The sequence below is a fragment of the Actinoplanes sp. SE50/110 genome, from assembly GCF_900119315.1.
GTDB lineage: Bacteria > Actinomycetota > Actinomycetes > Mycobacteriales > Micromonosporaceae > Actinoplanes.
This window is the reverse complement of record NZ_LT827010.1, coordinates 8,153,608-8,175,688: the sequence shown is the minus strand read 5'-3', so window position 1 is coordinate 8,175,688 and position 22,081 is coordinate 8,153,608. Positions and strand designations below refer to the sequence as shown.

Sequence of the window (22,081 nt, the reverse complement as noted above, 5' to 3'; positions counted from 1 at the left end):
TCCTAGGTGTTCGCAGACACGGAGGTTCCGGTGACCACACCCAGCGCAGAGCCCACGGCGGTGGCCGCCGCCCGGCACGCCGAGCTCGCCGACGAGATCCGCGACCATCAGTATCGGTATTACGTGCTCGACGCCCCGATCATCTCCGACGGCCGGTTCGACACGCTCCTGCGCGAGCTGGAGGCGCTGGAGACCGAGTTCCCCGCGCTGCGCACCCCCGAATCGCCGACCCAGCTCGTCGGCGGCTCGTTCTCCAGCGACTTCGCCCCGGTGCGGCACGCCGAGCGGATGATGTCGCTGGACAACGTGTTCAGTTTCGACGAGCTGAGCACCTGGGCCGAGCGCACCGTGCGGGACGCCGGTGGCCCGGTGGCGTTCCTCTGTGAGCTCAAGGTCGACGGCCTGGCGATCAACCTGACGTATGAGAAGGGCAGGCTGGTCCGCGGCGCCACCCGGGGCGACGGCCGCACCGGCGACGACGTGACCCCCAACGTGCGCACCATCCGCGAGATCCCGGAGCGGCTGGCCGGCGACGATGTGCCCGACCTGCTCGAGGTGCGCGGCGAGATCTACTTTCCGGCCGAGGCGTTCGCCGATCTGAACGCGTCGCTGGTCGAGCAGGGCAAGGCCCCGTTCGCCAACCCGCGCAACGCCGCCGCCGGCAGCCTCCGGCAGAAGGACCCGCGGGTCACCGCCTCCCGCGGCCTGCGCATGGTGGTGCACGGCATCGGCGCGCGCGAGGGTTTCCACCCCACCTCGCAGTCGCATGCCTACGAGGCACTCCGGGCGTGGGGGCTGCCCACCAGCAGCCGGTGGAAACTCGTCGACGACATGCCCGCCGTCCGAGAGTTCATCGAGTATTACGGCGAGCACCGGCACGACGTCGAGCACGAGATCGACGGTGTCGTGGTCAAGGTCGACTCGGTGGCGATCCAGGGCCGGCTCGGCTCCACCAGCCGGGCGCCGCGCTGGGCGATCGCCTTCAAGTATCCGCCCGAGGAGGTCACCACCAGGCTCCTCGACATCGCGGTCAACGTCGGGCGCACCGGCCGGGTCACCCCGTTCGCGGTGCTGGAGCCGGTGCTGGTGGCCGGGTCCACGGTCGCCCAGGCCACCCTGCACAACGCGCAGGAGGTGGCCCGCAAGGGCGTGCTGATCGGCGACACCGTGGTGCTGCGCAAGGCCGGCGACGTGATCCCCGAGGTGCTCGGCCCGGTGATCGACCTGCGCCCGGATGACGCCCGGGCGTTCGTGATGCCCACCGAGTGCCCGTCCTGCGGCACCACCCTGGCCCCGGCCAAGGAGAACGACGTCGACATCCGCTGCCCCAACAGCGAGTCCTGCCCGGCCCAGCTGCTGGGCCGGCTGGCCACCCTGGCGAGCCGCGAGGTGCTCGACATCGAGGTGCTCGGCGAGAAGTCCGCGGCCGCCCTGCTCGAGTCCGGCGTCCTGCACAACGAGGGCGACCTGTTCGACCTGACCGAGGACGACCTGCTGCGGGTGCCGTTCTTCGTCAACAAGAACGGCAAGCTCGGTACGAATGCCGGCAAGATGCTGCAGAGCCTGGCCGAGGCGAAGGGCCGGCCGTTCGCGCGCTATCTGATCGCCCTGTCGATCCGGCACGTGGGACCGACGGCGGCCACCGCGCTGGCTCGGGAATACGGGTCGATGGATCGGCTGGAGGAGGTGCTCGCCCAGACCGCGGCGCAGCCGGCCGCGGTCGCGGCCAGCGCTGAGGCCGCCTCCCTCGCCCAGGCCGCTTCCGCCGTTGAGGCCGCTTCCGCCGCTGAGGCCGCTTCCACCGCCGAGGCCGCCGGCACCTCCGCCTCGGTCGCCGGATCCGCTGCCTCTTCCGGGTCGGTCTCCTCCGATGCGTCCGGCTCCGGTGCGGCTTCCCCGGGGACCGCGGACCCGGCCAGGGGAAGCGACGGGGCGGATTCCGCGGACCCTACCGGGGAGGGCGACGGGGCGGATTCCGCGGACCCGACCGGAGAGGGTGACGGGGTGGATTCCGCGGGGGCCGCCGTCGAGCAGGCGAAGCGGAAGGCCAAGGCGATCGATCCACTCGCCGCCGTCGACGGGGTCGGGCCGATCATCGCGGACAGTCTGCGCGAGTGGTTCACCGTGCCGTGGCATCGGGAGATCGTCCGCAAGTGGCGCGAGGCCGGCGTGACGATGGTCGACGAGCGGGTCGAGGCCGGTCCGCGCACGCTGGAGGGGCTGACCGTGGTGGTCACCGGGACGCTGGCCGGCTTCACCCGGGATCAGGCGGCCGAGGCGGTCACCTCCCGCGGCGGCAAGGTCAGTGGCTCGGTGTCGAAGAAGACCGGCTTCGTGGTCGTCGGGGAGAACCCGGGCGGCAAACACGACAAGGCCGTCAGCCTGAAGGTGCCGGTGCTCGACGAGGCCGGCTTCGAGGTGCTGCTGAAGGACGGTCCGGAGGCCGCGCGGGAGGTTGCCGAGCTGGGCTGAGGCGACGGTCCCGACGGCGCGCGGAGGGACAGCACCAGGCGGTGACCTGTCATGCCATGGAGTGAATTGCGGCTTTGGTTGCTTCTGCGGATTCCGTTACGGGTAAGACGTTGGCGGCATTTGCGCGATTTAGATCTATGGTGTGAGCGATCGGTGATCGAGGCCAATCGTGGAGGTCGCATGGATGCCGTTCGTCCCCGTACGGCCGCCTCCGGGCCGCGTCGGCGGCGCGCGCTGCTCGTCACCGTGGGTTCGACCGCGGGCGCGGAGCTGAGTCTCTGGGGGGCCGCGCCCGGGATGTTCCGCGGGCTGCCGGCCGTCTACTGGATCATGGCGGGGCTGGCGGTGGCCGCCGACCTGCGGCCGCACCCGCTGCCCGGCCGGCGGGTCAGCCGGGTCGTGCTGCCGTCCATCTGCTTCACCTTCGCCATCGTGCTGGCCTGGGGTCTGCTGCCGGCGCTCGCCGTGCAACTGGTCGCGGTGACCGTGGCCGGCGCCCGGATGCGCCAGCCGGTCCCGCGCACGGTCCACCTCGCCCTGCAGCACGTCGCCGGCCTGGGCGCGGCGGCCCTGGTCATCGCACTGACCGGCGGGCGGATCAGCCCGAGCCCCGGTCCGCGCGACGTGGCGCTCACCTGTGCCGCGGCGGGCGCCTGGATCGCCGCCCGATACGCCGTGGCGTCCCTGGTGCGCCGGTGGACCGCGGAACGGCGTACCCGCAATCGCCGCCGGGCCCCGGCGGACCTGATGGCGACGGCGGCCCTGCTTCTGCTGTCCCCGGTGCTGCTCGTCGCCGCGCGGGTCAGCCCGGCCCTGCTGCCGCTCGCCCTGGTGGCGCTGCACGCCGTGCACCGGATGGTCCGCTGGGCCGGCGAGTCGGAGCGGGCCACCCGGGTCGACCCGCTGACCGGCCTGCCGAACCGCCGCGCCCTGCAGTCGACCATGTCCGAGCGCGGCCCGGACCGGCAGCGCGCGCTGATCCTGCTCGACCTGGACCGGTTCCGCACCGTCAACGACGCGCTCGGGCACGGTGCCGGCGACCGGCTGCTGGCCCGGGTCGCCGACCGGCTGACCGCCGCCGTGCCCCGGCACGACCTGGTGGTCCGGCTCGGCGGCGACGAGTTCGCGGTGCTCGCCACCCGGGTCGAGGGCGCCGCCTCGGCCCGCCGGATCGCCGAGCATCTCACCGAGGCGCTGAGCCGGCCGTTCCCGATGGACGGCACCCCGGTCGAGCTGACCGCCTCGATCGGGATCGCGCTGCAGTCCGGCCGCCGCGACGGCGCCACCCTGCTGCGCGAGGCGGAGACCGCGATGTACGAGGCCAAGCAGCGTGGTGACCAGGTGGCGGTGCACGGCCCGGACGCGCCGCACGCCTCCCCGGAACGGCTGGCCCTGCTCGCCGACCTGCGTGACGCGCTGCGGCACGACCCGCCCGCCGACGGGATAGTCCTCTACTACCAGCCGCAGATCGCCATCGCGACCGGCGAGGTGGTCGGCGTCGAGGCGCTGCTGCGCTGGCGACACCCGCGGCGCGGCCTGGTCGGTCCGGACGAGCTGCTCCGGGTGGCCGAGCCGACCCCGGTGATGCGCCTGCTCACCGCCCGGGTGCTGGACGAGGTGATCGCCCAGCTGGCGCGGTGGCGCTCGGAGGGGATGCCGCTGCGGGCCGCGGTCAACGTGAGCGCCCGGGACCTGCACGCCGGGGAGGTCGCCGACCGGGTCGGCCGGCTGCTGCGCGACCACGAGGTCCCGGCCGACCTGCTGCAGCTGGAGATCACCGAGAGCGCGCTGATGACCGACCCGCACCGGGTGCTGGACACGATCACCCGGCTGGACCGGATGGGTGTGGCGATCTCCCTGGACGACTTCGGCACCGGCTACTCCTCGCTGCAGCACCTGCGTCGGCTGCCGCTGGCCGAGGTGAAGATCGACCGGTCGTTCGTGCTCGGCATGGCCACCGATCCGGGTGACGCGGCGATCGTGCGCTCGGTGATCGGGTTGGCCGACTCGCTGGGGCTGCGCGCGGTCGCCGAGGGGGTCGAGGACGAGGCCACCTGGCTGCTGCTCGCGGCGGCCGGCTGCCATGCCGCGCAGGGCTGGTTCCACGCCCGTCCGATGCCCGCCGACGAGTTGGTCGAGTGGTTGTCGCGGTACCGGCCGATTCGCCCCGGGGTTCGGCGCGGGCCGTGGATCCCGGCGAAATAGACTCGGTGCCTGCATGCACGCATACATCAAGAACGAGGGGGCAGGATGGCCGCCATCTCCCGCGAAGAGGTAGCGCACCTGGCGCGCCTGTCGCGGCTCGCCGTGACCGAAGAGGAGCTGGATCGATTCGCGGGTCAGCTCGACGTGATCCTGCAGTCGGTCGCCCGGGTCGGTGAGGTGGCCGCGGAGGACATCCCGCCGACCTCGCACTCGGTGCCGCTGACCAACGTGTACCGCGACGACGTTCCCCAGCCGAGCCTCGACCAGGACGCCGCCCTCTCCGGCGCGCCCGACGCGTACGAGGGCCGGTTCCGGGTGCCGCGCATCCTGGACGAGGAGGACTGATCGTGACCGACCTGACCAAGCTGAGCGCGGCCTCGCTGAGCGGGCTGATCGCGGCACGCGAGGTGTCGGCTGTCGAGGTCGCCACCGCGCACCTGGACCGGATCGCGGCCGTCGACGATCGGGTGCACGCGTTCCTGCACGTCGACCGGGAGGGCGCGCTGGCCGCCGCCCAGCGGGTCGACGACGGCGAGATCACCGGTCCGCTGGCCGGCGTGCCGATCGCGGTGAAGGACGTGGTGACCACCAAGGGCATCCCGACCACGGCCGCGTCGAAGATCCTGGAGGGCTGGAAACCGCCGTACGACGCGACGATCGTCGAGCGTCTGAAAGCGGCCGGCATGCCGATCCTCGGCAAGACCAACATGGACGAGTTCGCGATGGGCTCGTCGACCGAGTACAGCGCGTACGGCCCGACCAACAACCCGTGGGACCTGGGCCGCATCCCGGGCGGCTCGGGCGGTGGCTCGGCGGCGGCGCTCGCGGCGTACGAGGCGCCGCTGGCGATCGGCACCGACACCGGTGGCTCGATCCGCCAGCCGGGTGCGGTGACCGGCACGGTCGGCGCGAAGCCCACCTACGGCGGCACGTCCCGCTACGGCCTGATCGCCTTCTCGTCATCGCTGGACACCCCCGGCCCCTGCGGGCGTACCGTCGAGGACACCGCGCTGCTGCACGCCGCGATCGCCGGCCACGACCCGCGCGACTCCACCTCGATCGCCCAGCCGGTGCCGGACGTGGTCGCCGCCGCCCGCCGTGGCCTGCAGGGTGACCTGACCGGGGTGAAGCTCGGCATCGTCAAGGAGTTCGCCGGCGACGGCTCCGAGCCGGGCGTCCTGGCCGCCTTCAAGGAGTCGCTGGAGGCCCTGGTCAAGCTCGGCGCCGAGATCGTCGAGGTGTCCTGCCCGCACTTCCAGTACGCGCTCCCGGCGTACTACCTGATCGCGCCCAGCGAGTGCTCGTCGAACCTGGCCCGTTTCGACGGTGTCCGTTACGGCCTGCGGTCCGGCGACGACGGCAGCCGCTCCCTGGAGGAGGTCATGTCGCTGACCCGCGAGGCCGGTTTCGGCCCCGAGGTCAAGCGCCGGATCATCATCGGCACGTACGCGCTGTCCAGCGGCTACTACGACGCCTACTACGGCCAGGCGCAGAAGGTCCGCACCCTGATCACCCGCGACTTCGAGGCCGCGTTCGAGCAGGTCGACGTGCTGGTCTCGCCGACCACCCCGTTCGTCGCGTTCCCGTTCGGCTCGCGCACCTCGGACCCGTACCAGATGTACCTGGCCGACCTGTTCACCATCCCGACCAACCTGTACGGCGGCCCGGCCATCTCGGTCCCGTGCGGCCTGTCCGAGGGTCTCCCGGTCGGCTTCCAGATCATGGCCCCGACCATGGCCGACGACCGCATGTACCGGGTCGCCGGCGCCCTGGAGTCCGCCATCGGCACCTTCACCCCGCCGACCCTCTGAGCAGCGGCACCGGCACGGCTCTCGCAGCCGTGCCGGCGCCGTCGCCCTACTTCGGGGTGGACGGGGAATCGAGCCAGCTGTCGATCAGCTTGCTGTAGTCCGTGCCGGTCTTCTCCCGGACGAAGGCGGTGAACGCGGCCCGGTCCTGGTTCGTCCCCTTGTGCTCGGCGACCCACGCCTTCATCAGGTCGAAGAACTTCTTGTCGCCCAGGGCGTCGTTGAGCTGCTTGAGCATCGCCGCGGTGCACCGGTAGACGTTGCTCTCGGCGAAGTTGGCGGCTTTCGGCTTGCCGGGCGGGCCCACCGATTTGCGCAGCCGGGCGTCCTGCTGGCGGAGGAAGGTCTCCAGCTGGGCGTCGGTGAGCTTGTAGACCTTCTGCTCGTACAGGTACTGCATGTACTGGGCGAAGCCCTCGTTGAGCCACAGGTCGGTCCAGTCGGACGGGGTGACCGCGTCGCCGAACCACTGGTGGGCGTACTCGTGGACGAGGATCTCGTCGAAGTACGCCGGGTCGAACTTCTGGCCGGTGGCCTGACGGCCGATGCTGAGCATCTGCTGGGTCTCCATGGCCGAGACCGAGTCGCTGAGCACCGCGCCGGCGGTGTCGAACGGGTACGGGCCGAGTTGTGCCTCGAGCCAGCTGACCAGTTGCGGCGACTTCTTCAGCTCGGTGAGCAGTCTGTCGTCGGTCTTCGCCACCGTCCAGTAGGTGAACTTCAGGCCGTGCGCGCCGGTCTGCGACGTCTTGCGGAACCGGTCGACGGCGAGCGTGGTCAGGTACGCGGCGGTCGGCGCCGCCGAGCTGTAGTGGTACGTGGTGCCCTCGACCGGGCCGGGGGTGCCGCTCGCGGCGGCCGCCCAGCCCTGCGGCACGGTCACCGCGATGTCGTACAGCGCCTTGTCGGAGACCAGCTCGTTGGCCGGGTACCAGGTCATCGCGCCCCACGGTTCCTGCATGGTCCACAGGCCGCCGCTCCTGGTCGGGCGCAGGCCGACGCCCTCGGCGGCGTCGCCGCGGTGGGACGGGTAGGCGACCTGTCTCGGTGTGCCGTGGTAGTCGACGACCAGGGTCACCGGCTGTTCGGCGGTCAGGGTGGCGGGGACGGTCAGCTTGTCCTTGGCGAGCGTGCCGGTGGCCGGCCGTCCGTCGACGGTGACCTTGTCGACGGCCAGGTTGGCGAAGTCGAGACTGATCTCACTCGCCGCGGTGACCGGGCGGATCTGCAGGGTCGCCGTCCCGGTCAGCACCTTGCTCGTGGGCTGCCAGTCGAGTTTCAGGTCGTAGTGCAGGACGTCCAGGCCGGCATTGCCGTGCTCGGGGTACAGCCGGTCGGCGACCGTGACCGACTTCCCGCCCTGCCAGGCGGTGTAGTCGATCGCGGGGGCGGCGGCGGGCTGCGACGCGGTGGCGACGGCGGGTGGTGCGGCCTTGTCCGTGCAGCCGGCGCACAGGACCGTCGCGCCGAGCGCCACGACGGCGAGATATCGATGCATGCCGCGCAGGTTATCGTGAGGAATATTCGCGGTGGAACCGATGAACGGCCGCTCGCAAACCCGACGACGGGACGTCATACCGGACGACTAGGCTAGTCGGGAAGTACGTACACCCGATGCCGCAGTGAGCCGGAGCCGAAGCACATGACCACGATCGCGCTGCCGTCCTACGACGACGCCCTCAGCCGTTACGAGCCGGTCATCGGCCTGGAGACGCACGTCGAGCTGGGCACCCAGACGAAGATGTTCTGCGGCTGCCGGACCGAGTTCGGCGCCGAGCCGAACACCCAGGTCTGCCCGGTCTGCCTGGCCCTGCCCGGCGCCCTGCCGGTGATGAACCGGGCGGCCATCGAGGCCACGATCCGGATCGGTCTCGCGCTGAACTGCTCGATCGCGTCGTGGTGCCGGATGGCCCGGAAGAACTACTTCTATCCCGACATGCCGAAGAACTTCCAGACCTCGCAGTACGACGAGCCGCTCTGCGTCGACGGATACGTGGACGTCACGGTCGACGGCAAGGAGTACCGGGTCGAGATCGAGCGGGTGCACATCGAGGAGGACACCGGCAAGACGCTGCACGTCGGCGGCGCCACCGGTCGCATCCACGGCGCCACCGAGTCGCTGGTCGACTACAACCGGGCCGGCATCCCGCTCGTCGAGATCGTCACCAAGCCGGTCCCCGGCCTCGGCGCGCTCGCCCCGGAGATCGCCAAGGCGTACGTCGCCGAGCTGCGCGACATCGTCCGCTCGCTGGGCGTCTCCGACGTGCGGATGGAGCAGGGCTCGATGCGCTGCGACGTCAACACCTCGCTGAACAGGCCGGGCGAGGAGTGGGGCACCCGGACCGAGACCAAGAACGTGAACTCGCTGCGGTCGGTCGAGCGGGCCGTCCGCTCCGAGATCATCCGGCAGGCCGGTCTGCTCGACGAGGGCGTCCGGATCTTCCAGGAGACCCGGCACTTCCAGGAGACGACCGGCGACACCCGGCCCGGCCGCTCCAAGGAGACCGCGACCGACTACCGCTACTTCCCCGAGCCCGACCTGGTTCCGATCGCGCCCGACCCGGCGTGGGTCGAGGAGCTCAAGGCGTCCCTCCCGGAGAAGCCGAGCGTCAAGCGGGCCCGCCTCCGCGAGGACTGGGGGATGACCGAGATCGACATGCAGTCGGCGGTCAACGCCGGCGCGATCGAGCTGATCGAGGAGACCATCGCGGCCGGCGCCTCCCCGGCCGGTGCCCGCAAGTGGTGGCTGGGTGAGCTGGCCCGCCGCTCCAACGAGCTGGGCGTCGAGCTGGCGCAGGTCGGCGCCACCCCGGCACAGGTTGCTGAGCTGCAGAAACTCGTCGACGACGGGAAGCTCAACGACAAGCTGGCCCGCCAGGTGCTGGAGGGCGTGGTCGGTGGTGAGGGTTCGCCGGCGCAGGTGATGGCCGCCCGCGGCCTCGAGGTGGTCTCCGACACCGGCGCGCTGCAGGCCGCGGTTGACGAGGCGATCGCCGCGAACCCGGACATCGCGGACAAGATCCGGGACGGCAAGGTCGCCGCCGCCGGTGCGCTGGTCGGCGCGGTCATGAAGACCACGCGAGGCCAGGCCGACGCCAAGACCGTCCGCGACCTCATCCTTTCCCGGCTCGGCGTCTCCTGATTGCCGCGGTACGCCGTAATCCGCCCGGCCCGTCGCCCCGACGAGCCGGGCGGGTCCGGTTCAGCGGCTCGGCGTGACGGGTGGATCCGGTTCAGCGGCTCGGCGTGACGGGCGGGTCCGGTTCAGCGGCTCGGCGTGACCGCCGGGCTGCGTCCCGCCCCTGACGGCACCGAGGTGGCCGGAGTGACAGCCGGCTGCTCCTTGTCCAGGCCGACCACGTTGCGCTGCATCTCGACGTTCGATTCGCCGGTGCCGCCCAGCCGGATGTCGTCGTACGCCTTCAGATTGTGGTTCTCGTCGAAGTAGAGGACCGACAGGGAGAGCGGGGTGGGCTCCTCGCCCTCCAGACCGCGCAGGCCGGCGCCGCCGGTGGAACCCTCGACCATCAGCCGGGTCGCGATCGGCGGCGGCGCGGCGGCCGCCGACACCGACGGGGTGGGGGAGGGGGCCGCCGAGGCGGACGGGTCCGGGGCCGGCGGCTTCCAGGCCGGCAGCATGGCCACCGAACGCTGGTGCCGGTGCCCGGCCAGCACCAACGGCACGACACCGGCCAGCGGCGGAGCCATCTCCGGGTCGTGGATCAGGGCGATGTCGACCTTTTTGCCGGAGTCGCGGATGGTCTTGGCGAGCCGGTCGCCGGCCGCGGTGAGAATCTCCGAACCGGAGGTGTCACCGGCCTTGTTCGTCTCGCTCTTGTCCGGGGTGAACTGCGGATCCCCGATGCCGGCGACGGTCAGCCCGTCGACCGTGGTGAGCTTGTCGTCCAGCACGACCGCGTTGCGCTGGCGGGCGACCGCGGACTGGATCGCCACCGAGTCGTGGTTGCCGCGCACGTAGAGATACGGCACGTTCAGCGACGGGATGCTCGACACGTACGACGTCTCGGCGCTGCTGCCCCAGTCGACCATGTCCCCGGTGTCGATCACCGCGTCGATGTCGAAGGTCTGCACCACGGTGCGGATCAGGCCCCACGACGACGGGTTCAGGTGCAGGTCGGAGACGTGCAGGATGCGGGTGGTGTTGCCGGCCGGCTCGTACACCGGCAGCGCCGACACCGTGGTGTAGATCCGGCTGACGTTGCTGACGATCTGCTGCAACTGCTCGGCGTACCGCCCGTAGTTGTCGGCGATCCGTCGCGCGTCACCGACCACGGCCGGGGCGTTCACCAGCAGTCCCTCGTACCGCGGCTCGCTGATCGCGTCGGGCCGCAGGGTGGCGGCGGCCACGCCGAAACTGCCGGCGCCGACCACCAGCGCGGTCACGCCGGCCGCCGCGGTGCGCCGGACACTGCGGAAGATCAGGGCGGCGGCCAGGATCGCGCCCAGCACGGCCAGCCCGATGGCGCGCAGGGCCAGCCGGGTGACGCCGGTGGTGACCTCCTCGACCGCCCGGTCCCCGGCCGAACTGATCGCCGCCGGATTGTCGATCAGCGCCTCGGTGCGGCTCTGGTCCAGCGAGCCGAGCGCCACCTTGAGGTGCAGGGCGCCGCGGTGGCTGTCCAGGTGCAGCGAGCCGAGCGGCGGGATGTCCACCTCGGTGCCGCCGGCCAGGGACGGGCTCAGCGACATCTCGGCGCGGAACGGTCCGACGTTGATGCCGGTGTGCGCGAACAGCATCACCCCGATCATCGCGGCGGTGATGCTGACCAGGCCGACCGCGGCGCTGATCCGGGCGCCGCGGAACCAGCGGTGCCGCCACACCCGGACGGTGGAGTCGGCGGTCGAACGCAGGCGTCGGCGCCAGGAGGGCGTGGGCTCACTCATCGGGGCCTCACCTGCCCAGCCCGGCCCGGCCCGAAACAGTCATCGCCGTCTCATCCCCCCGCACGGTCATCCGTCGTCGCGCTCCCGCCCCGCTCACCGGCACCGCGGTGGCTGGGCAGTCGTCGTGGTCATCGCCGGCTCAGCTCCGGCCGGCGCCGCCGTCCGAGAAGACGAGCCGGATCAGGCGGTCGTCCTCCGGATCGGGCTCGCCGGCGTCCTCCTGGTTGGAGGTGCTCACCCAGAGCGAGCCGTCCGGCGCGGCGACCAGCGCCCGCAGCCGGCCGTACTTGTCGGTGAGCAGCTGTTGCGGGGTGCCCAGCACGGTGCCGTTGGCGGTCACGTTGAGCAGGTAGATCCGCTTGCCGAGCAGACAGGCGGTGGCGACCAGGCTCTCCATCGCCGCCACGCCGCCGCACGACGACTCGGCGCTCGGCCAGGCGGCCAGCGGATCGGTGAGCTTGCTGTCGCCCGCCTTACCGTCGGCTTTCGGCCAACCGTAGTTGCTGCCCTTCTCCACGATGTTGAGCTCGCCGAATTTCGGCTGGGTGCTGTCGGTGGCGAACATCCGTTTCGTCTTGTCCCAGGTGATGCCCTGCACGTTGCGGTGCCCGGAGCTCCAGACCGGCGAATCCTTCACCGGGTTGCCCGGGGCCGGCTTGCCGTCCCGGGTCAGCCGCAGGATCTTGCCGCCCAGACTCTTCGGATCGGGCGCCTGGGTGCCGGTGGTGGTGCCGTCGCCGGTGCCGGCATAGAGGAAACCGTCCGGCCCGAAGGCGAGCGCGCCGCCGTTCTGCTGGGCCGAGCGGGGGATGCCGGTCAGGATCGGCTCCAGCGGTTTGCCGAGAACCAGCCGGCCGATCCGGTTGTCGGTGGCGGTGGAGTAGTAGACGAAAACCGTCTTGTCGGACGCGTATTTCGGGGAGATCGCGATGCCGAGCAGGCCACCGTCGCCGGAGGCGCGCACCTCGGGCAGCCGGGCCGCCTCGGCGACCTTGAGACCGTCGGCGTCCGACCCGGGGCCCACCTTCAGGATGCGGCCGGTGTCGCGCTCGGTGACCAGGGCCGACCCGTCGGGCAGGAAGGCGATGCCCCACGGCACGTCCAGACCCTTGGCCAGCACGGTGGCCACCACGTCGGGCTCACCCGGGTCGGCGCTGGAGGTGGCGGCGACCGAGGGGCCGGGCAGGTTGGGCGCGCTGCCGGCCTCATCCGGGCCGGGCGGGCCGAAGCTGCACCCCGAGGTCAGGGCCAGCACGACGGCGAGTGTCGCGATCGCGGCACGGGCCCGGCGGGAACGCACGGCGGAACCACCCCCTAGCTTGTCTGCCGATCAGGGTAGCCGCGTCCGCTGACAACTCCCGGGGAAGTGGTCACCGGTCCACTTCGGCGGGGTCCGCCGCGTCGACCGGCTCGTCGGTGCCGGTCGCGGGCTCGTCGGCCGGCTCGTCGGTGCCGGTCGCGGACTTGCCGGCCGCGTCCAGCACCAGCGAGACGTTGTCCCGGGTCACGCCGGTCAGCCGGATCACGTTCCCGTTGTCGAGCAGGGCCGACACCCGGCCGCGCTGGTCGGGTGCCAGCCCGGTGATCCGGCTCCAGGGCACCCGGGTGCCGCCGAACAGGGCCCGGACGAGCACCTCGTCCGGGAAGACGTCGGTGCCCGAGCGCCACGCCCAGACCAGCGCGGTCAGCGGGATCAGCAGCAGCGGCGCGAGCGCCCAGGAGGTGCCGGCCAGCGGCACCGCGCTGACCACCGCGATCCCGGCGGCGACCAGGGCGGTGCCGGATTTACGGACGCGGAGGGCGGGACGTCGGCTCACCCGGCCATTGTCCCACTCGCGTTCGACGAGCCCCACCCGGGTTTTCCGGCCCTCCGGCCCCCGGCCCGCACCGTCATCCACAGGGTCGGGCGCCGGAGTCGTCCACCGGCCCGATTGACCGCCGTCCGTCCATGGTCGACGATCCGGGATGAGGCCACCCGTAACCCGTTCCGGCGAATCCTCGTTGTTCGGGTGCAACGACCTCTTGTTCCGCCCCGCATGTCGGGAGCCGTTCCCCCGGCACGAACGCAGAGGACCTGTCGTGGCTGTGTCGCCCCTCGCGCCGGCCCGGCCGAGCAACACCGGCCGGGCGGCCCTGTTGGCCGTCTGCTCGGCGGCCGCGCTGGTGCTGCTCACCGGCGTTTTCGGCCTGTTGCCCGGCCCGCTCACCCTGGCCGTGGGCGTGGGCGTCGCCGGCCTGTGCGCGTCCGCCTACCTGGTGCACGCCGCTCTCGACATCCACCACGCCGACGGCACCTTCGTGGCCTGCCGCGGCGCCGGCTTCGTCGGAATGGGCGCACTGGCCACCGCCCTCACGGCGCTGATCCCCTGGTGGTCGCCGCCGCACGCGGTGCTCTGGCTGACCGCCGGGCTGGGCGTGGCCGCCGGCTGCTACGTGCTGGGCGCCGCGCTGCTGCCCAACGCGGCCCGCACCTGGCCGATCCGGCTCCGGCGCGGCTTCGACGGCCTGGGCCTCGGCGTCAGCCTGGGATACGCGGCCTATCTGATCCCGCCCGACGGACAGACCCGCCCGGCCGCCCTTCCGGCGCTGCTGATCACCGCGGGCGGCGTGTCGATCGTCACGGTCGTGGTGCTGCGCGCTCGGCCCCGCCCGGTCCCGACGGTCTGGTGCGGCTGCGGGGCGGCCGTGGTGCTGGCCGCGCTCGCCGCCCTCGCCGAGGTGCTGGCGCTCGGCCTGACCGGGCCGGCCGTGCCGCTGCTCGGGCTGGCGATGGTGGCCGGGCTGGCCGCGGCGGCCGGCGGCGGTTCCCGTCGCGGCCTGCCGGTGCCGCCCGCCGAGCCGCGCAGCCCTGATCAGTATCTGGCGAGCTATCCGCTGCTGGCGGTCCCGGCCGTGGTCGGGGTGGCCGCCGCGCTCTGGCACCTGGTCACCACCCGGCACTTCGACGCCGGGGGGATCGTCTTCGGCATGGTGATGGTCAGCGTGCTGGTCCTGCGCGAGCTGCTGGTGGTCCGCGACATCCGGCGGTACGCGGGCCGGCTGCGGATCGCCGAGGCGCACTTCCGGTCGCTGGTGGCCGGGGCCACCGACCTCACCCTGGTGCTCGACGACCGGCTCACGGTCCGGTGGCAGTCACCGGCCGCGGCCCGGCTGTTCGGGCTGCACGACAACGAGGTGGTCGGCCGGGCGTTCGGCGACCTGATTCATCCGGAGGACGCCGGCGACGCGCTCGCGGTGATCGGGTCGGTGCTCGCCGGTGAGCACGAGGGCGGGCCGCCGGTGCTGGTCAGCGCCCGCCTGCGGGACGGCTCGCAGCTCTGGCGGGACACCGAGTCCACGATCTCCGACCAGCGCGCGGTGCCCGAGGTGGCCGCCCTGGTGGTGCACGTGCGTGACGTCGGCGAGCGCCGGCACCTGGAGCGCACCCTGCACCGGATGGCCTACCTCGACCAGCTCACCGGCCTGGCGAACCGGCGTGCCCTGATGCGCGACCTGCTGGCCGCCCGCCGCCGGCCGGGTGGTCCCGGCACCCTGCTGGTGATCGACCTGCACGGGCTGGCCGAGGTGAACGACACGCACGGCCGGGCGGTCGGCGACGCGGTGCTGACCGAGGTGGCCCGCCGGCTGCGCGCGCTGTCCGGCGGCGAGGACGTGCCGGCCCGGCTGGCCGGCGACGAGTTCGCGGTGCTCACCCCGGAGTCCGCCGTCCCGGCCTATGCGCTGGCCACCCGCCTGGTGTCGGCCCTCGCCGAGCCGTGCCAGCTGCCCGGGGCGCAGGTGCGGCTGCACACCAGCGTCGGCCTGGCCGAGCTGGCCGGCGCCGCCGGCCCGGAGGAGGTGCTGCGCCAGGCCGACCTGGCCCGGCAGCGCGCCGCCCAGCTGGGCCGGGACGCCGTCGAGTGGTACGACCCGGACGTCGAGCTGCACCTGCAGCGCCGGATGGAGCTGGAACGCCAGCTGCCCGGCGCCGCCGCCCGGGGCGAGCTGGACCTGGTCTTCCAGCCGGTGAGCGACCTGCGCGACGGCCACCCGGCCGGGGTGGAGGCGCTGCTGCGCTGGCGGCATCCGGCGCTGGGCACGATCCGGCCCGAGGAGTTCCTGCCGATCGCCGCGGGGCTGGGGATCACCGACACGCTGAACGAGTGGGCCCTCAACGACGCCTGCCGCCACCTGCGGAACTGGACCGGTGGTGACGACGACTTCTGGGTGTCGGTCAACGTCGGTCCGCGGGAGCTGCTCACCGCCCGCTTCCCGGAGCAGGTGCGGACCACCCTGCGGCGGCACGCGGTGACCCCGGAACGCCTGGTCGTCGAGGTCGCGCAGACCTGGATCGCGGAGGACGTGCCGGCCGTGGTGGCGGCGCTCGCCGGACTGCGCCGGCTCGGGGTCCGCGCGGCGCTGGACGACTTCGGCTCCAGCCAGACGTCCCTGACCCACCTGCGCCGGCTGCCGGTCGACATGGTGAAACTGAGCGCCGAGCTGGCCGGTGCGGAGGCCGGGAAACCGGTGCTCGACGTGGTGGTGGGACTGGCCAAGCGGATCGGTCTCGACCTGGTGGCCAAGGGCCTGGAGACACCGGAGCAGATCGAGCGCGTCCTGGCCGCGGGCTGCCGGTACGGCCAGGGCACGGCGCTGGTGCCCCCGGCCCCGGCCGAGCGGATCGAGGCCTACCTGGAGACGCACCGCGCCGACCGCGGCAGCTGACCGGTCGCCGCCACCGCCCGCCGCGGGTCAGGCGGGGCGGGGTGGGGCGGTGCTGCCGCGGGGGGTGAGGTGCGCGGTCTGGGCTTTGACGTTGCCGACCCGTCTGCCGTCGATGGCGGTCAGGAGCTCGCGGGCGGCCTGGGCGCCGTAGCCGGAGACGTCCCGGCTCAGGGCGGTCAGCGGGGGGTGGACCAGGCTGCACAGCGGGGAGTCGTCCCAGGCGACGATGGACAGGTCGCCGGGGACGGAGAGGCCCATCTCCTGTGCGACGGCCAGGCCGGCGACCGCCATCACGTCGTTGTCGTAGATGATCGCGGTGGGGCGGCCGCCGCCGATCAGCAGCCGGCGGGTGGCACGGCTGCCCTCCTCGCCGGTGTAGTCGGCCGGGACGGTGACCGCGTCGCCGAGGCCCAGGGCGGCGCAGACCTCGTTGAACGCCTTCGTGCGGACCTGGGTGTGCAGCAGGTCGGGCACCCCGCTGACCCGGGCGATCCGGGTGTGGCCGAGCGCCACCAGGTAGCGGACCGCCTCGGTGATCGCGCCGCCGTCGTCGGACCAGATCTGGGTGACGCCGCCGGGCTCGCCGGAGCCGCCGATCACCACCGCGGGCAGCTGCAGCTGCTGCAGGACCGGGATGCGGACGTCGTTCTCCCGGAGGTCGGTGACGATCACGCCGTCGATCCGGCGCTCGCCCCACCAGCGGCGATAGACCTCCACCTCCTGCTCGGGGGTGGCGACCACCTGCAGGGTCAACGCGTACGACTGGGCGCCGAGCTCGGCCTCGAAGCCGCTGATCAGGCCCATGAACCAGGGCTCGATGCCGAGGATCCGGGCGGGCCGGCACAGGGTCAGACCGACGGCTCGGGCGCGGGCGCCGGAGAGGGCTCGGGCGGCGCTGTTGGCGTTGAAGCCGATCTCCTGGGCGATGGCCAGGATCCGCTTGCGGGTCGCCTCGGACACGCCGGGCTGGCCGTTCAGCGCGTAGGACACGGCGCCCTTGGACACGCCGGCCCGCCGGGCGATGTCGGCGATGGTGGGCCGTTTCACGCAGTCTCCCGTTCCGGGGGTGGTCCGAATTGCCGCTGAGCCTATCCGGCGGTGATGCGGCGAACCGGACCCGACCAGGTGATCCATAGTGTACTTGACCGGTTAAGTCAGGGGGAGATCAATCGGGATCCCTCTCGGGGCCCGCCGAGCATGATGTCGTGGGCGGTCAGCTCGCCGATCAACTCCACCCGGTCGGCCACCGGCGGGTAACCGCTCGCGGTCACCGTGTAGGCGCCGGGCACCAGGTCGGCGAAGGCGTACCGGCCGTCGGCGTCGGTCCAGGTGGTGGCGACCACGGCGCCGGCCTCGTCGACCGCCATCACCGAGGCTTCCGGGACCGGGTGCCCGGAGGCGGCCGCGCGGACCTGTCCGGTCAGCGTGCCGTTGCCGGCCAGCAGCAGGTCGGCGCGGCTGACCCCACCGGTGTCCAGGACCACGGTGCGGGCGGCCGGGCGGGCGCCGGGCGCGATCCCGGTCAGCGTGTACTCGGCCGGGTACAGGCCGGCGAGCACGTATCCGCCGTCCGGGCCGGTGATCGCGCTGGCGACCACCGCGCCCGCGGCGTCGGTGAGGGTGACCGTGGCCGCCGCCACCGGCCGGTCGTGCTGATCGACGACGTCGCCCTCGATCCGCCCGCCGGCCGCCAGGCGGACGTCGCGGGCGTCGGCTCCGGTCACGGTGAGCCGGATCGCCGCCGGTTGATGCCGGTCGGCGGCGCAGATCAGCAGGTACGCCCCGGCCACCTCCGGGGTGAGCAGGTACCGGCCGTCCGGTCCGGTCACCGCCCGGGCCGCCTGGCCCCCGGCGAGGTCGGCCAGGGTGAGCCGCGCCCCGGTCAGCGGCCGCTGGTCAAGGCCGGTCACCACGCCACTGAGCGAGAGCGCGTCGACCGACCGGGCGGGCGGGGAGGGGGAGTGGGGCGATCGGGAGGACGCGGGGCTGGCGGTGGCCGATCCCGGGGACGGGGAGAGGTCGGTGGCCGAGCCCGAGGACGGGGAGAGCTCGGCGGGGCCGGCCGGCGCGGAGCCGCGCAGCGGCACCTGGGGCAGGAACGCGAACAGGATCAGCGCCACCGTCAGCACCCCACCCGCCACCAGGCAGATGTCGGCGATCGTGGCGGCGAACCCGCTCTCGAACGGCCGCGCCAGTACCGGGTCGACGTGCCGCAGGAACGAGGTGTCGTCGAGCGAGCCGCCGAGCACCCGCCGGTTCGCCGGGTCCGCCATCAGCTTCTGGAACGCCGGATCCGCCCCGGCCACCCGCAGCGCGTCCCGGATCCGGTCGCCCACCCGGGAGAAGAGCAGGCTGAGGAAGACCGCGGTCCCGGCGGTCGCCCCCATCTGCCGGAAGAAGGTCGCCGACGCGGTCGCCACCCCCATGTCCTGTGGCGGCATCGCATTCTGCACGGCCAGTGTGACCGGCTGCAGCACGAAACCCAGGCCGAGACCGAACAACCCCATGAAGACCCCGGTTCGCCAGTACGGGGTGTCCACCGCGAGTGAGTGCATCAATCCCATCCCACCGATCATCAGCGGGGCGCCCAGCATCGGCCAGACCCGGTACCGCCCGGTGGCGCTGATCGCCCGACCGGAGATCAGCGAGCCGGCCATGATCCCGGCGGTCAGCGGCAGCAGTTGCAGCCCGGAGCGGGTGGGCGAGGCGCCGTGCACGATCTGCAGGTAGAGCGGGAGCAGGGCGAGCCCGCCGAACATCCCCATCCCGGTCACGAACCCGGCGAACGAGGTGAGGGCGAACGTCCGGTTCCGGAAGAACCGCAGCGGGATCAGCGCCTCGGCGCCCATCCGGGCCTCGGCGACCAGGAACGCGACCAGTCCGGCCGCGCCGACGGCGTAGCAGAGCACCGTGCGGCTCCCCGTCCAGCCCCAGGTCCGGCCCTGTTCGGCAGCGGTCAGCAGGGGCACCAGGCAGACGCACAGCGCGACCGCACCCCACCAGTCGATGCGGTGGTCGCGGCGGGTGTGCCGCAGGTGGAGCACCTTGGCGACCACGACCAGGGCGACCGCGCCGATCGGCACGTTGACCAGGAACACCCAGCGCCAGCCGGACAGGCCGAGGATCTCGTCGGCGCCGGCGAAGAAGCCGCCGATCACCGGGCCGAGCACGCTGGACGCGCCGAACACGGCGAGGAAGTAGCCCTGGTAGCGGGCGCGTTCGCGGGGCGGGACCAGGTCCCCGATGATCGCCAGGGCCAGCGAGAACAGGCCGCCGGCGCCCAGGCCCTGCACCGCGCGGAAGACCGCGAGCTGGTACATCGAGGTGGCGAACGAGCAGGCCGCGGACCCGACCACGAAGATCGTGATGGCGGTGACGAAGAACCGCTTCCGGCCGTAGATGTCGGAGAGCTTGCCGTACAGCGGGGTGCTGATCGTCGCGGTGATCAGGTACGCGGTGGTCACCCACGCCTGCAGGCTGAGCCCGTGCAGGTCGTCGCCGATGGTCCGGATCGCCGACGCGACGATGGTCTGGTCCAGCGCGGCCAGGAACATGCCGAGCATCAGGCCGGAGAGCACCTGCAGGATCTGGCGATGGCTGAGCGGCGGCGCGCCGCCGGTGGCACTCATTCGGCTTACTCCTCGCGATAACGGTTCCTGCATCGATACCGAGGAGCTGGGGCCGGAGGTTACCGGCTAAGCGGGGACCGTTTTCCGCTTCGCGGACCCGGCGTACGCATTCCCGGCTCCAAGGGATCCGCCAGTCAGGACTCAGGAATCACTCAGCTTTCGCTGAGCCGGTCCAACGCGGCCTCCCGCAGGCTCGCGAATCTTCGCAAGCTAAGAGGAGTCCGATGAAATCCCATCTCGCCCGATGGTCGCTGGCCGCGGGGGTGACTCTCGCGGTGATCGCGCCGCTCGCGGGGAGCGCCGCCGCCACCGTGATCGCCCCGCCGACCCCGAGGGACGGCCGGCTCACCCAGGTCGGCCCGATCGCCGAGCACGGCTTCCCGGCCTGGTACCGGGACAGCACCGGCGCCCGGCTGGAGCCCTGCACCACCCTCGACGACCCGCTCTGTGCCGTGCTGCCGACCGAGGTCCCCAACGCGGACCTGCCGGTCTCCTACCCGGACAACTTCCCGGGCGAGTTCTTCTACCAGCTCGCCGACGCGACCCTGACGCTCACCGACGGGACCAAGGCCACCATCGGCCTGAACGTCGAGGGCGCCTGGGCCAACAACGCGGTGATCCCGGGCGACCAGATGGTCTTCGGCCGGGTCCGGATCCGCTTCGCGGCGGCGGCCGGCCGCCGGTTCCGGATCACCCATCCGTACGGCATCGACGACCTGACCGCGGACGACAAGGGCGTCCGGATGACCGAGGACGCCGGCGCCATCCCCGGCGCGTTCGGCAGCGTGCTCAACGGCCGGGTCGGCCCGTTCCTCAAGTGGGACCCGGCGGTCGCGCCGGCCGCCCCGATCGGCTACATCGGCGACCCGGGCGTCACCCATCCGGTGGTGGGCAGCCCGTACGGCACCAACTTCGTCCGGATCGAGGAGCTCGACCCGCAGTCCGGCGCGGTGCTCGGCCAGGTCGGCTTCACCGACCAGTTCACCGTGCAGGGCCGGTACGCCACCAACGCGGGCGTCGACGTCGACCAGGCCACCTTCACCAGTGGCCCGGACGGCTCCGGCGCGGTCGAGGTGTACGCCACCAGCGAGCCCGGTCAGGCGATCGAGATCGCCGCGAACCCGGCGCTCGGCATCCGCGGCACCCGGCTGCGCGGCTCCGGCAACGGTCGTTACTACGGCCGCTTCGCGGTGGCCGGGCCGCTGCCGGCCGGTGCCTCGGTGGAGATCGTCAACGCCTCGGACCGGCCGGTCGCCCGCAAGACCCGCAGACTGGTCGACGTCGTGCAGATCACCGAGGCGAGGTACGACGCCGACGCGCAGACCCTGACCGTGGCCGCCACCAGCAGCGACCGGGACGCCCAGCCAGGCGTGCTGAGCGTGGCCGGGTACGGCCCGATCACCGGCCAGCCGTTCACCGGCGTGCTGGCGGCGCCCGCCACGGTCACCGTCAACTCGTCCAGCGGCGGCGCGGCGACCGCCTCGCTGCTCGGCTCGGGCGCGGGGTTCGGCCCGGCCCGTCCGGTGGCCGGGGCCACCACGGACGCCTCGCCGGTCGCCGGCCAGGTCGTGAAACTCGACGGCACCGGCTCGACCGGGGAGATCGACGCGTACAGCTGGACCCAGACCGCGGGCCCGGCGGTCACCCTGACCGGTTCGGCGACCGCCACCGCGTCGTTCGTCGCGGCGACGCCCGGCACCTACACCTTCTCGCTGACCGTGTCCGGGCCGGGCGGGCAGAGCCTGCCCACCGCCGTCACGGTGACCGTGGTCCCGGCCGCCAAGCCGGTGGCGGTGGCCGGCGCCGACCAGACGGTGCTGCGCGGCAAGGTGGTCGCGCTGGACGGCAGCGCGTCGACCGGGGCCGAGTCGTACAGCTGGAAGCAGATCTCCGGGCCGGCGGTGACCCTGGCCGGGGCGTCGTCGGCGAAGCCGACCTTCACCTTCCCGGCGCAGGCGCTGCCCGCCGCGCCCGGGCCGAACGCCGGTTTCGTCTTCGACAACGACCCGGTGGTGCTGGAGCTCACCGCGACCAACCCGAACGGGACGGCCACCAGCCGGATCACCGTCCGGCCGCAGGCCGAGACGTTCCCGGGCGGGGTCACCGCGCGGTACCGGACCGGCAACAACGAGTGGCGGATCACCGGCACCAGCAGCCTGATCGCGGGTCAGCGGATCACCGCGGTGCTCGGTGACACGCTCACCGGCCGGGTGATCGGCACCTCGCCGGTCGACGCGGCGGGTGCGTACAGCATCCGGGTCACCGGGCCGGCGCCCGGCGCGGTCCGGACGATCAGCGTGGTCACCACGGTCGGCGGCCGCCAGCTGGCGGTCGCGGTGACCATCACCAACTGAGTCA

The 22,081-nt window shown here is 72.8% G+C and carries 13 protein-coding genes; 7 read left to right on the top strand and 6 right to left on the bottom strand.

The window, feature by feature from the left end; all coding sequences use genetic code 11:
- The first annotated feature begins 6 nt into the window (after positions 1-6).
- The 4 genes from ligA to gatA all read left to right on the top strand — a co-directional run bounded on the left by ligA (position 7) and on the right by gatA (position 6,488).
- The gene (gene ligA / locus ACSP50_RS36410) at positions 7-2,472 is read left to right on the top strand and encodes an NAD-dependent DNA ligase LigA (RefSeq protein WP_052311813.1); all 2,466 of its coding nucleotides are present in this window, start codon (positions 7-9) and stop codon (positions 2,470-2,472) included.
- A gap of 180 nt (positions 2,473-2,652) precedes the next feature.
- Positions 2,653-4,677, top strand: a complete 2,025-nt coding sequence (locus ACSP50_RS36405) for a bifunctional diguanylate cyclase/phosphodiesterase (RefSeq protein ID WP_014694330.1) — start codon at positions 2,653-2,655, stop codon at positions 4,675-4,677.
- 45 nt (positions 4,678-4,722) lie between these two features.
- Positions 4,723-5,022 (top strand): Asp-tRNA(Asn)/Glu-tRNA(Gln) amidotransferase subunit GatC, encoded by a 300-nt coding sequence (gatC, locus tag ACSP50_RS36400; protein ID WP_014694329.1) that lies wholly within the window; start codon positions 4,723-4,725, stop codon positions 5,020-5,022.
- Positions 5,023-5,024: 2 nt separating this feature from the next.
- Positions 5,025-6,488, top strand: a complete 1,464-nt coding sequence (gene gatA, locus ACSP50_RS36395) for an Asp-tRNA(Asn)/Glu-tRNA(Gln) amidotransferase subunit GatA (protein ID WP_014694328.1) — start codon at positions 5,025-5,027, stop codon at positions 6,486-6,488.
- A gap of 46 nt (positions 6,489-6,534) precedes the next feature.
- On the opposite strand, the gene ACSP50_RS36390 is transcribed toward gatA, so the two are convergent.
- Positions 6,535-7,983 (bottom strand): M1 family metallopeptidase, encoded by a 1,449-nt coding sequence (locus tag ACSP50_RS36390; protein WP_014694327.1) that lies wholly within the window; start codon positions 7,981-7,983, stop codon positions 6,535-6,537.
- Positions 7,984-8,127: 144 nt separating this feature from the next.
- Between ACSP50_RS36390 and gatB the strand changes: the two genes are divergently transcribed.
- Positions 8,128-9,627, top strand: coding sequence for an Asp-tRNA(Asn)/Glu-tRNA(Gln) amidotransferase subunit GatB (gene gatB, locus ACSP50_RS36385; RefSeq protein WP_014694326.1), 1,500 nt, complete (start codon positions 8,128-8,130; stop codon positions 9,625-9,627).
- Between the two features lie 122 nt (positions 9,628-9,749).
- Here gatB and ACSP50_RS36380 read toward each other — a convergent pair whose 3' ends face one another.
- From ACSP50_RS36380 to ACSP50_RS36370, 3 genes are all read right to left on the bottom strand, one after another.
- Entirely contained in the window at positions 9,750-11,390 is a 1,641-nt protein-coding gene (locus ACSP50_RS36380; RefSeq protein ID WP_014694325.1) for a metallophosphoesterase, read from the bottom strand.
- Between the two features lie 139 nt (positions 11,391-11,529).
- Positions 11,530-12,690 (bottom strand): sorbosone dehydrogenase family protein, encoded by a 1,161-nt coding sequence (locus ACSP50_RS36375; RefSeq protein ID WP_014694324.1) that lies wholly within the window; start codon positions 12,688-12,690, stop codon positions 11,530-11,532.
- A gap of 70 nt (positions 12,691-12,760) precedes the next feature.
- Complete coding sequence (locus tag ACSP50_RS36370; RefSeq protein ID WP_099344231.1) at positions 12,761-13,207, bottom strand: PH domain-containing protein; 447 nt, start codon at positions 13,205-13,207, stop codon at positions 12,761-12,763.
- A 262-nt stretch (positions 13,208-13,469) separates the two neighbouring features.
- Here ACSP50_RS36370 and ACSP50_RS36365 point away from each other — a divergent pair, with 262 nt between their 5' ends.
- Positions 13,470-16,094, top strand: a complete 2,625-nt coding sequence (locus ACSP50_RS36365; RefSeq protein ID WP_014694322.1) for a bifunctional diguanylate cyclase/phosphodiesterase — start codon at positions 13,470-13,472, stop codon at positions 16,092-16,094.
- A 27-nt stretch (positions 16,095-16,121) separates the two neighbouring features.
- On the opposite strand, the gene ACSP50_RS36360 is transcribed toward ACSP50_RS36365, so the two are convergent.
- Both ACSP50_RS36360 and ACSP50_RS36355 read right to left on the bottom strand, forming a co-directional pair.
- Positions 16,122-17,141, bottom strand: coding sequence for a LacI family DNA-binding transcriptional regulator (locus ACSP50_RS36360; protein ID WP_014694321.1), 1,020 nt, complete (start codon positions 17,139-17,141; stop codon positions 16,122-16,124).
- A 107-nt stretch (positions 17,142-17,248) separates the two neighbouring features.
- On the bottom strand, positions 17,249-19,723 hold the full coding sequence (locus ACSP50_RS36355) for an MFS transporter (RefSeq protein ID WP_014694320.1): 2,475 nt from the start codon (positions 19,721-19,723) through the stop codon (positions 17,249-17,251).
- A 224-nt stretch (positions 19,724-19,947) separates the two neighbouring features.
- Between ACSP50_RS36355 and ACSP50_RS36350 the strand changes: the two genes are divergently transcribed.
- The gene (locus ACSP50_RS36350) at positions 19,948-22,077 is read left to right on the top strand and encodes a PKD domain-containing protein (protein WP_014694319.1); all 2,130 of its coding nucleotides are present in this window, start codon (positions 19,948-19,950) and stop codon (positions 22,075-22,077) included.
- Positions 22,078-22,081: the final 4 nt, after the last annotated feature.

Coding starts and splice junctions, on each gene's coding strand:
- ACSP50_RS36405 (WP_014694330.1), top strand. CDS start 2,653: ATGGATGCCGTTCGTCCCCGTACGGCCGCCTCCGGGCCGCGTCGGCGG.
- gatC (WP_014694329.1), top strand. CDS start 4,723: ATGGCCGCCATCTCCCGCGAAGAGGTAGCGCACCTGGCGCGCCTGTCG.
- ACSP50_RS36390 (WP_014694327.1), bottom strand. CDS start 7,983: ATGCATCGATATCTCGCCGTCGTGGCGCTCGGCGCGACGGTCCTGTGC.
- gatB (WP_014694326.1), top strand. CDS start 8,128: ATGACCACGATCGCGCTGCCGTCCTACGACGACGCCCTCAGCCGTTAC.
- ACSP50_RS36380 (WP_014694325.1), bottom strand. CDS start 11,390: ATGAGTGAGCCCACGCCCTCCTGGCGCCGACGCCTGCGTTCGACCGCC.
- ACSP50_RS36355 (WP_014694320.1), bottom strand. CDS start 19,723: ATGAGTGCCACCGGCGGCGCGCCGCCGCTCAGCCATCGCCAGATCCTG.
- ACSP50_RS36350 (WP_014694319.1), top strand. CDS start 19,948: ATGAAATCCCATCTCGCCCGATGGTCGCTGGCCGCGGGGGTGACTCTC.